The 10,094-nt window shown below is 64.7% G+C and carries 7 protein-coding genes and 1 tRNA gene; 5 read left to right on the top strand and 3 right to left on the bottom strand.

Annotation, left to right across the window (positions count from 1 at the left end; genetic code table 11):
• Positions 1–59 precede the first annotated feature (59 nt).
• A tRNA-Pro gene (locus tag RMO89_RS00120) sits at positions 60–136 on the top strand.
• A 55-nt stretch (positions 137–191) separates the two neighbouring features.
• Here the strand turns inward: RMO89_RS00120 and RMO89_RS00115 are convergent.
• The 3 genes from RMO89_RS00115 to RMO89_RS00105 all read right to left on the bottom strand — a co-directional run bounded on the left by RMO89_RS00115 (position 192) and on the right by RMO89_RS00105 (position 5,263).
• Positions 192–1,628 carry a hypothetical protein gene (locus RMO89_RS00115; protein ID WP_310530470.1) on the bottom strand — a complete coding sequence of 479 codons (1,437 nt, stop codon included), beginning with the start codon at positions 1,626–1,628 and terminating at the stop codon, positions 192–194.
• A 35-nt stretch (positions 1,629–1,663) separates the two neighbouring features.
• Positions 1,664–3,814, bottom strand: a complete 2,151-nt coding sequence (locus tag RMO89_RS00110; RefSeq protein ID WP_310530473.1) for an RNA degradosome polyphosphate kinase — start codon at positions 3,812–3,814, stop codon at positions 1,664–1,666.
• Between the two features lie 105 nt (positions 3,815–3,919).
• Positions 3,920–5,263 carry a M28 family peptidase gene (locus RMO89_RS00105; protein ID WP_310530469.1) on the bottom strand — a complete coding sequence of 448 codons (1,344 nt, stop codon included), beginning with the start codon at positions 5,261–5,263 and terminating at the stop codon, positions 3,920–3,922.
• Positions 5,264–5,395: 132 nt separating this feature from the next.
• On the opposite strand from RMO89_RS00105, the gene RMO89_RS00100 reads away from it, so the two are divergent.
• From RMO89_RS00100 to RMO89_RS00085, 4 genes are all read left to right on the top strand, one after another.
• Positions 5,396–6,817: a DUF1800 domain-containing protein gene (locus tag RMO89_RS00100; protein ID WP_310530468.1), complete on the top strand. Its 1,422-nt coding sequence runs from the start codon at positions 5,396–5,398 to the stop codon at positions 6,815–6,817.
• A gap of 4 nt (positions 6,818–6,821) precedes the next feature.
• On the top strand, positions 6,822–7,970 hold the full coding sequence (locus RMO89_RS00095; RefSeq protein ID WP_409035492.1) for a DUF1501 domain-containing protein: 1,149 nt from the start codon (positions 6,822–6,824) through the stop codon (positions 7,968–7,970).
• A 38-nt stretch (positions 7,971–8,008) separates the two neighbouring features.
• Positions 8,009–9,049, top strand: coding sequence for a hypothetical protein (locus RMO89_RS00090; RefSeq protein ID WP_310530467.1), 1,041 nt, complete (start codon positions 8,009–8,011; stop codon positions 9,047–9,049).
• A 41-nt stretch (positions 9,050–9,090) separates the two neighbouring features.
• On the top strand, positions 9,091–10,094 hold a 1,004-nt coding region (locus RMO89_RS00085), incomplete at its 3' end, for an ATP-binding cassette domain-containing protein (protein ID WP_310530466.1).

The raw sequence follows: 10,094 nt of genomic DNA, 5'->3' as shown, positions 1-10,094 counted from the left end.
CTAGGTCGCGGGTTCGAGTCCTGCCGGGCCCACCACCGCAGGAAAGAAATACCCCAGGTCGGGGAGTGGCGCAGTCTGGTAGCGCGCTTGCTTTGGGAGCAAGATGTCGCAGGTTCGAATCCTGTCTCCCCGACCAATTTCTTCAAAGTCGAGCGACTGAGTGCGCTCTGCAGAAATCGCGGCGCGCGGCGTCAGGATGCCGCCAACGCGACAACCACACCGAAATGATCGGCCAGTTGCTTCAGGTCCCGCAGCACAGGCTCTGTCGCCAGAGGCGTCGCAGATTCGGTCAACTTCAGTTCCAGCTTGGCGTCCGCCAGCACAATTGCCGAGGCTTCGACCAGACTGGGCGCAAGGCTGGTGAGTCTTATGCAAAGCCGAACAGCGAGGCCCCAGCCAATCGCCTCTGCCAACTTTATCACCGGGGCAAGCTCCGCGACCGCCGCCGGCAAGGCACGGTTGCTGGCCGTAACCAGACAGGCGGCCATCATCGCCCTTTGCGGGCCATCGATGCCGATCCAGCGCTTGTGCAGCGCCCAGTCGAGCACCGTGCAGGCGCGCAGGTTCGGCTCGATCTTTCTTGCAGCGAGCGATAGCGCGACAGATGCCCGCAGCAGGGGACTTGGCCCCGCGTCGGCCGTCAGCGGAGTCATCCAGTCAAGAACACGGTCGACCAATTGGCAATCAACTCCCATCGACTCCACGAACGCATCAACGCCTTCGGTGAGTGGGTCCAATTGGCTGACCTCGGGGGTGAATCCATCGACCAGCAGACCTTCACGCAGTCCCCAGGCGGAAAAAATGATGCGCGACGATTTGGTCGAACGGATCAGCGCCGCCAGCAGCGCGGCGGCTGCGGGCACGCCGGCCAGCCGCGACAGGGAAACACCGGGGACGGCGGGAGGCGTGGCTGAACGGCACAGCCTGCGGCAAGCGAGCAAGGTGTCCCTTGGGCTGGCCTCGAAGCCATGCGGATCATCGAAAGGCGATCCGGCCTGAAACATGATGTAGCGCGCAATGGCGCGGAACGTGCCGCCGACAAGGTAGATGGGTTCGTCCGCCTTCACCTGCCAACCGGATTCAGTAATGGTCCGGGACACCCGCTTTGAGAATTTCGACTGGCCACCTTCGAGCAGGGCCGGCAAGCGCAGCGTGCCAAGCGGCAGGGTGACGGCGCGTTTGCAGCTGCCGTTCTTGATCCGCACCAGTTCGAGGCTGCCCCCGCCAAGATCAGCGACAACGCCCTGCGCGCCGGGAAATGCGCCGATTACCCCGCTGGCGCTCAGCCGGGCCTCCTCCTCGCCGGAGATCTGGCGCGGGGCCAGCCCGAGGTCGGCGACTTGCTGGAGGAATTGCGCCCCATTGCCGGCATCGCGCGTCGCTGCCGTGGCAACCGTGATGACACGGCAGTTCGCTTGCGCCGAAAGCAGGACGGCAAAACGCCTGAGTGCGGCGAGCGCGGTCTTCATTGAAGACTGAGACAGCACGCCTTTTTCCGCGAGGTCCCTACCAAGTCGCGCAGTCACTCTTTCGTTGTGCAGAACTGCTGGAGCGCGGGGCGGCCCGCCGAAAATGACCAGCCGAACGGTGTTCGATCCGATGTCGATTACTGCCTGTCGTTCGACCAAACTCTGGACCTCTTACCTTGCGCTGGGCGGCACCTTCAGTCGGTTTCGCGCCGAAGCGCAAGCTTGGGGACTTTTCGTCCACTCTCAAGCGCCGCGCCGCGCCCGGAAAGCGAAGGATTGGTCATGAAGTAGCGATGCAGGTTGAAAGGCAGGTCGACCTTGCCGACGCGCTGGTACTGGCCGTCGCTGTCCAGCAGCCAGCTCTGTTCGGTATCGAGCAGGTTGGCCAACATGACCTGCCCCAGCACCTGATCGTGGACCGTGCGGTTGCGGATCGGCACCAGCAGTTCGACCCGGCGATCGAGGTTGCGGGTCATGCCGTCGGCAGAGGAAATGAAGACCTTGGCCCGCGCACTGGGCAGCCTTGACCCGCAGGCAAAGGCCCAGATGCGGCTGTGTTCAAGGAAGCGGCCAATGATCGATTTCACGTCGATATTGTCTGACAGGCCCGGCACCCCGGGCTTCAGGCAGCAGATCCCGCGCACGACAAGGTCGATTTCCACGCCGGCCTGGCTCGCAGCATAGAGCCGGTCGATCAGGCCCTGATCGGTCAGCGAATTGAGCTTCGCCCAGATTGCCGCCGGCTTGCCTTTGCCGGCGTTTTCGATCTCCTTGTCGATGCTGTCGTACAGCTTTTCGCGCAGGCCAATCGGCGAGATCGACAGGAGTTCGGTGCGCGGCGGCTCGACGTATCCGGTAATGAAATTGAACAGCCGCCCGGCATCACGGCTGGCGCGCGGATCGGCGGTGAAGAAGCTGAGATCGGTATAAGTGCGCGCCGTGACCGGATGATAATTGCCGGTGCCGAAATGGCAGAACGTGCGATAGCTATCGCCCTCGCGCCGCACGACCATCGATACCTTGGCGTGGGTTTTCCAATCAACGAAGCCGTAGATCACCTGAACGCCGGCGCGTTCCAGCTGGCTTGCCCACAGAAGGTTCTGTTCCTCGTCGAAGCGGGCCTTGAGCTCGACCACGGCGGTCACCGACTTGCCGGCCTCGGCCGCCGCGATCAGCGCCGCGATCACTGCCGATTGCTTGCCGGCGCGATAGAGCGTTTGCTTGATGGCTACGACATCGGGGTCGGCCGCCGCCTGTCGCAGGAAATCGACCACCACCTCGAAGGTTTCGTAGGGGTGGTGAATGATGATGTCTTTTTCGCTGATCGCCGCGAAGCAATCGCCGTCGTGCTCGCGGATACGCTCGGGGTAACGCGGGCTGTAAGGTTCGAACTTCAGGTCAGGCCGGTCTTCCTCAACCAGCGCGGATAGCCCCGAAATGCCCACCAGTCCGCGGGTCTTGAGCACCATCGCCTGATCCAGCTTGAGCTGATCGCGCAGCAGCTGTTCGGCGGCGGGGTCAATATCCCCCTGCAATTGCAGCAGGATGACCGAGCCGCGCCGGCGGCGCTGGATGGCCGACCGGAAATGGCGGACGAGGTCCTCGGCGTCTTCCTCAACCTCAAGATCGCTGTCGCGCAGGACGCGGAATACGCCGTGCCCCAGAATGCGATAGCCGGGGAAGATCAGTGCGGCATTGCGGACGATCAGTTCTTCGATGCTGATGTAGACCGTGCCCTCGCCGGGGATGCGGACAAAGCGCGGCAGGGCCGACGGGATCAGGATCATCTCCATCACCGGCGACCCATCATCGCGGCGAACCAGCGGGAACAGGATGCACATGCCCTGGCTGGATACGAAGGGAAACGGATGCGCCGGATCGATGACCTGCGGGGTGATCACCGGCAGGACATGCTCAAGGAAATAATCGCGAAGCCACCGGGCATGAACCGCGCCAAGTCGGTTGCCGTCCGCCAATTCGATGCCTTGCCCGGCAAGCAGTTCGCGCAGCTCGCGCCAGACATCCTGTTGGGCAAGTTCAAGCTCGGTCACCGCCTCGCGGACCGCGGCGAGCTGCTGCGAGGGCGTGAATCCATCGATCGACACTTCTTCGATCTTGCGCCGCACCTGCCCTGCAAGACCGGCAACGCGCACGGCCATGAATTCGTCGAGATTGCTGCCGGAGATGGAAAGGAAGCGCAGCCGCTCAAGCAGGGGATAGTCAGGGTTGCAGGCCTCGGACAGCACCCGCTGGTTGAACGAGAGCCAGCTCAGCTCGCGATTGAAATAGCGCTCGCTCGCCGAAAAGCCTGCGCCTTTCCGCTGGGCACTATCGATAACCACCATTTTCACGCCCGCCCCGAGTGACATTCTATCCTTTCCGTTGGCCGCGCTTTGTTACAGGCCGGTGACAATCACACGGCAAATCCGGGCATGGTCCGGTGATTGCCCTTATTCGCCGATAATCTCTCCGGCCTCGTTCGCGACCACTTTCAGCACCGCCGTCCAGGCATCGACGTTCTGCTGAAGCTGCACCGGATCGACCTTGTCCAGCGTGTCGTCAGGCGTGTGGTGCAAGTCGAAATAGCGGGTTCCATCCTGGCTGAGGTCGATCACCGCGAGCTTTTGCGCCTCGCTGATCGCGCCCACATCTGCGCCGCCATCGGCCTTGTCGGCGCTCGGCACGATACCCATCGGGTTCAGCGCCGCCTTGACCTTGTCGGCCACCGGTTTGGCGACGCGGTTGAACTTCACGTTCCACACCCGGTCCGCGCCAAAGTCGCTTTCCATGGCGAGCGCGTGCGGATCATTGGCGTGCGCCTTGCCATAGGCTGCGCCGCCGAACACGCCGATTTCTTCTGACCCGGCCCAGAGCACGCGGATGGTGCGTAGCGGCTTGCCACCGGCCTGCGCCTTCAGCGCCGCCGCCGTGACAATCGCGCAGCCCGCGCCGTCATCGATCACGCCCATACCGATGTCCCAGCTGTCGAGGTGGCAGGCGACGATGATCTTGGGCAGCGTAGGGTCGCGCCCCGGCAAGTCGGCAATGACATTGCCCGATGGCAAGTCCGGAGTGGTGCGGCCAGTGAGCGTCAAGGCCAGCTTCATCGGCTTGCCGGTCTTGGCGATCAGCGCGACCATGTCGGCATCGGGGTTGGCAATCGCGCCAGCGGGGATCGCGGTAACGCCGGTGGGCCAATTCGTCGCGCCGGTGTGCGGGTTGCGATGCTGGTCCGTGCCGATCGAGCGGATGACGATGCCGATCGCGCCCTTCTGCACGGCAATGGCAGGGCCTTGGCGGCGGACATTGCCGTAAGGACCATAGCCCGAGCCATCCTGATTTGCGCGCATTGCGTGATCGACAAAGGCGATCTTGCCAGCCAGCGATCCCGCCGGCGCGGCCTTCAGCGCATCGAGCGTCTGAAAATAGACGAGGTCGCCCGAAATTCCGGCATCCGGCGTGGTCCCGCTGTAACCGAGCGCAGTCACCGCCAGCTTGTGCGGATAAGGTGCGGTCAGCACAGCGCTTTCATTGCCGCGTACATAGCTGGTGACGGTGAACGGCTCTATCGTGACGTTCGAAAACCCCAGCGCCTTCAGCCGCGCCGTAGCCCAGTCGCGGGCGCGGGCCTCGGCCGGGGAGCCGGCCATGCGCGGGCTGACTTCCATGGTCAGGTCGGTCAGGATCGACAGGGCCGATCCCTTGTCTCGTTGAGTTTCCTGGGCCTGGGCGGTGGAGAGGGAAAGGGCGATGGCGGCGGCGCAGGTGGCTGCGCGAACGGAATTAATGGTCATGACGGAGAAGCTAGCCGCCCATTGCCCCCTCGGCAATCCCGGGACCAATTGCGACAATTTGCGTCATGACACCCATTCAGTGCAGGATCAGTTTACGGATGCGAAAGTCGGCAGGATAGGGAGCCAATATCAATGGCCGATGTTGAAATTGCCTTGAACCGCTTCGGAATCGGCTGGAAAGCCGGTGAGGCCCCGCCGGCAAACCCGGGGCGTTGGCTGCTCGACCAGATTGGGCGTTATGATCCGGCCCCCGCCGCAATAGCCGCCCTGCCCCGCACGCCCGAACAGATCGGCAAGCTGGCCGCCTTGCAGACCGCCCGGACCGAGCGGCGGCAGGACCGTGCGGAAGCGGCGAAAGAGCCGGCGATGGAGCCGGCAATGGCCGCCGCCCAGCCCCGTCCTGAAGCGCAATTGCTTAAGCCTCTGCGCGACAGCTACGTTCAGGCCGCAGGCGCGCGCATGGCTCAGGCGGTCGCCACTGACACGCCATTCATGGAGCGACTGGTGGCCTTCTGGTCGAACCATTTCGCCGTATCGACCGACAAGGCGACCGTTGTCGGGCTCGCTGGCACGTTCGAGAATGAAGCGATCCGGCCCTATATCACCGGCAAGTTCTCCGACCTGCTGTTTGCCGCCGTGCGCCATCCGGCCATGCTGCTGTTCCTCGATCAGGCGCAGTCGATCGGGCCGAATTCCCTGATCGGCCAGCGCGCCCAGCGCCGCGGGGCGGAACGTCAACCCGGCATTAACGAGAACCTCGCGCGCGAAATCATGGAGCTGCATACGCTCGGCGTGCGCAGTGGCTATACGCAGGCCGATGTCACCGAATTTGCCAAGGCGCTGACCGGAACGACCGTAACCGGCCTCGGCCGCCTCGCCCGCCTGCTGCCTTACGATTCCGGGCGCGCCGCCTTTGTCGAACAATTGCACGAACCCGGCGCGCGCACGGTTATGGGCAAAAAATACCCGCAGGCGGGCGAAGCACAGGGCCGCGCCATTCTGAACGATCTGGCGGCGCACCCGGCCACCGCGCGTCATGTCGCAACCAAGCTCGCCCGGCATTTCGCGGCGGACGATCCGCCCCCCGCGCTCGTGGCGCGGCTGGAGCAGGTCTACCTCAAGACCGGCGGCGACTTGCCCTCGCTTTACCGTGCGCTGATCCATAGTCCCGAGCCGTGGAGCAATCCCGGCGCCAAGTTCCGCCAGCCTTGGGAATGGCTCGTCGCGGTGCAGCGGGCGACCGGGCTGGTCATCCCGGCGCAGGGCGGGCAGTTCAGCCTCAACCAGCTTGGCCAGCCGACATGGCGCCCCGGGTCCCCCGCCGGATGGGACGATCTGGCAGCAAGCTGGGCCGCACCCGATGCGCTGTTGCGGCGGGTGGAACTGGCGAACCGATACTCCCGCAACCTCGCCACGCTGGACTCGCGGGCGCTGGCGCCCCGGCTGTTCCCCGAAAGCCTGAGCGAGGCCACGCGCACCGCTGTGGCCCGCGCCGATTCCGGGCAGCAGGCGCTCGCGCTGCTGCTGGTTTCCCCTGAAATGCTGCGGAGGTAATCCGATGACGCTCTCCCTCAATCGCCGCCACATGCTCGGTGCTCTAGGCGCGGCGACACTGCTGCCCACCCGGCTGGCCTATGCCGCAGCGGCCCAAAGCGAGCGGCGCTTCGTCTTCATAATCCAGCGCGGCGCGGCGGACGGGCTGGCGACGCTGGCCCCGCTCGGGGATCCGGCCTTCGAACGCTCGCGCGGCGCCCTTGCTGCGGATTTTCCCGGAGCGGCCAAGCTCGACACCACCTTTGCCCTGCACCCGGCGCTGGCCGGAATGGGCGCGCTCTATGCGCAGAAGCAGGCGCTGTTCGTCCACGGTGTCGGCATTCCCTACCGCGACAGATCACACTTCGATGCACAGAACGTGCTCGAGACCGGGGGCGCCAAGCCTTATGAAAGCAAGGACGGCTGGATGAACCGGCTGCTCGCGCTGCTTCCCGGCGGCACCCGCGCCATGGCCGTCAGCCCGACCGTCCCCGCCGCATTGCGTGGCCCCCGCGACGTGACCAGCTACGCCAATTCGCGCCTGCCCGATCCCGATGCCGAACTGATGAGCCGCGTTTCGCAGATGTACGCAGGCGACAAGCAGCTCCACGCGCTGTGGGAAAGCTCGATGCAGGCAAAGGCGATGGCCGCCGGCAATGATGACAGCGGGCAGGACCCGGTCGCCACCGGCAAGCTGGCGGCAAGCCTGCTCTCCGGCCCGAGCGGCGCGCGCGTTGCCATGATCGAGACCGGCGGCTGGGACACGCATTACCAGCAGAAGGGCCGGATCGAACGCCAGCTCACGGGCCTAGACGCGATGGTCGGCGCGCTGAAGACCGGGCTTGGTGCGGCGTGGAGCGAGACGCTGGTGCTGGTCGCCACCGAATTCGGCCGCACGGTCGCGCCCAATGGCACCGGCGGCACCGACCATGGCACCGGCTCGCTCGCCATGCTGCTCGGCGGCACGGTCAGCGGCGGCAAGGTGGTGAGCGACTGGCCGGGCCTTGCGCAGGGACAACTGTTCGAGGGCCGCGACCTCAAACCCACGCTGGCACTTGACGCGGCGATTGCCGGGGCAGTCGCTGCGCACTTCGGGCTTGATCCGGCGCTGGTGCTGGCCACCTGCTTCCCCGGCGGCGGCAGCAAGCCGATCGGTGGATTGATCCGCGCCTGAACCTTGCGCCGTGCACTGGGCGCTGGCACTAGCCGGCGATGCTGCGTGCGCTCACCCCGCTTCAGGCCCGCTGTCTTGCCGCGCTGCTGGCGGCCTTTGCGCTGTGGTGCGGCGTACAGTGCATGGCCCCCGCCCCCGATGTAGCGGTGACCAGCGCCAGTTATACCGACATCCAGCTTTATCAGGACATCGCCGAGAAGGTCCGCACCGGCACACCCTATCACCAGGCCGCGCGCGATTTGCAGAGCGCCCATGATTACCCGACCCAGCCTTTCGTCACGGTGCGCCTGCCGACCCTTGCCCTCATGGCTGCCGCGCTGGGCTGGAAGGCACTGCAGGGGATCCTTGTCGGCGTTCTGCTGCTCGCCGTCATCCGCTGGTATCGCATCGCCGCCTCGATCACCCCTTGCGAGGCGCTGGGGACGGCGCTGCTGATCCTTGCCGGCGGGGCGATGGTCACCCAGCCCGGACTGATCGCCATGCACGATTTCTGGGCCGGGGTACTGACCTGCGCCGCGATGACCTTTCGCGGGACGAAGCGATGGCCATTCGCGGTGCTTCTCGCCGGGGCCGCGCTGATGATCCGCGAACTGGCCCTTCCTTTCGCGCTCCTCGCTCTCGTTTTTGCGTCCGCGGAGCGGCGACGCGGCGAGGCAATCGGCTGGGCCGTACTCATTGCGGTGTTCGGCGTGGTCATGCTGTTCCACGCGCAGGCAGTCCATGCTGTCGTCCTGCCAACCGACAAGCATTCCGCCCCGTGGACCGGACTGCTGGGCATCACCGGCCTGCTGCGCGACCTGACCGATACCAGCGTGCTGGGCATCTTGCCCGCGTGGCTGGCCTACGCGCTGATCCCGCTCGCGCTGCTGGGATGGACCGCCGCGCCGCGCGGTTTCGCAGCTTTCGGACTGCTTTATTGCCTCGGTATCGCGGCGATGATCGCGCTGTTTTCGCGGCCTGACAATTTCTACTGGGCCTGCCTGCTCCAGCCGCATTGGTTCATCGGCTTCGCCTTCCTGCCGCGCGCCCTGCGCGAACTGTCGCAAGCCGCGCTTGCGAGGCGCGCCCCCGCCCTGTAGAGGCGCGGCAAATCCTGCAATCCAAGACCAGAGGTACACCCGTGGCCGCTCAATATGCCTATGTCATGAAGGACATGACCAAGACCTTCCCCGGCGCGCCCAAGCCGGTGCTGAGCAACATCAGCCTGCAGTTCTATCAGGGCGCGAAAATCGGCATCGTCGGCCCCAACGGAGCGGGCAAGTCTACCCTGATGAAGATCATGGGCGGCATCGACAAGGACTACACGGGCGAGGCATGGCCGGGTGAGAACATCACCGTCGGCTATCTCCCGCAGGAGCCCGAGCTCGACAAGACCAAGACCGTGCTGGAAAACGTCAAGGACGGCGCGCGCGAAGTTGCTGACATGGTTGAACGCTTCAACCAGATCGGCATGGAAATGGGCGAAGACGGCGCTGATTTCGATGCGCTGGGCGCCGAAATGAGCGAGCTTCAGGACAAGATCGACGCGGTCGATGGCTGGACACTCGACAACCAGCTCGAAGTCGCGATGGAAGCCCTGCGTTGCCCCCCCGGCGACTGGGCGGTGGACAATCTGTCGGGCGGTGAAAAGCGCCGGATCGCGCTCACCCGCCTGCTGATCCAGAAGCCCGGCATCCTGCTGCTCGACGAACCGACCAACCACCTCGATGCCGAAAGCGTCGAATGGCTGGAAAACCACCTCAAGGACTATGCCGGCGCGGTGCTGATGATCACCCACGACCGCTACTTCCTTGATAACGTGGTCGGCTGGATCCTCGAACTCGATCGCGGGAAATACTTTCCTTACGAAGGCAACTATTCGACCTACCTTGAAAAGAAGGCCAAGCGCCTCGATCAGGAAGACCGCGAGGAAAGCGGCAAGTCGAAGGCAATCCAGCGCGAACTGGAATGGATCCGCCAGACCCCGGCCGCACGTCAGGTCAAGTCAAAGGCCCGTATCCGCAAGTTCGAGGAACTGCAGAACGCGCAGGACAATCGCCCGATCAGCAAGGCCCAGATCGTCATCCAGGTGCCCGAACGCCTTGGCAGCAAGGTGATCGAGGTCAACAATGTCTCGAAGGCTTA

The sequence above is a fragment of the Novosphingobium sp. genome, from assembly GCF_031424035.1.
Classification (GTDB): Bacteria; Pseudomonadota; Alphaproteobacteria; order Sphingomonadales; family Sphingomonadaceae; genus Novosphingobium.
Note: the sequence above shows the minus strand (reverse complement) of the source record. Positions and strands in the feature narration are given on the sequence as shown.

What these genes read in the sequence shown, in the direction of transcription:
- RMO89_RS00090 (WP_310530467.1), top strand. Translation starts at nt 8,009, where the DNA reads ATGCTGCGTGCGCTCACCCCGCTTCAGGCCCGCTGTCTTGCCGCGCTG.
- RMO89_RS00105 (WP_310530469.1), bottom strand. Translation starts at nt 5,263, where the DNA reads ATGACCATTAATTCCGTTCGCGCAGCCACCTGCGCCGCCGCCATCGCC.
- RMO89_RS00110 (WP_310530473.1), bottom strand. Translation starts at nt 3,814, where the DNA reads ATGGTGGTTATCGATAGTGCCCAGCGGAAAGGCGCAGGCTTTTCGGCG.
- RMO89_RS00100 (WP_310530468.1), top strand. Translation starts at nt 5,396, where the DNA reads ATGGCCGATGTTGAAATTGCCTTGAACCGCTTCGGAATCGGCTGGAAA.
- RMO89_RS00095 (WP_409035492.1), top strand. Translation starts at nt 6,822, where the DNA reads ATGACGCTCTCCCTCAATCGCCGCCACATGCTCGGTGCTCTAGGCGCG.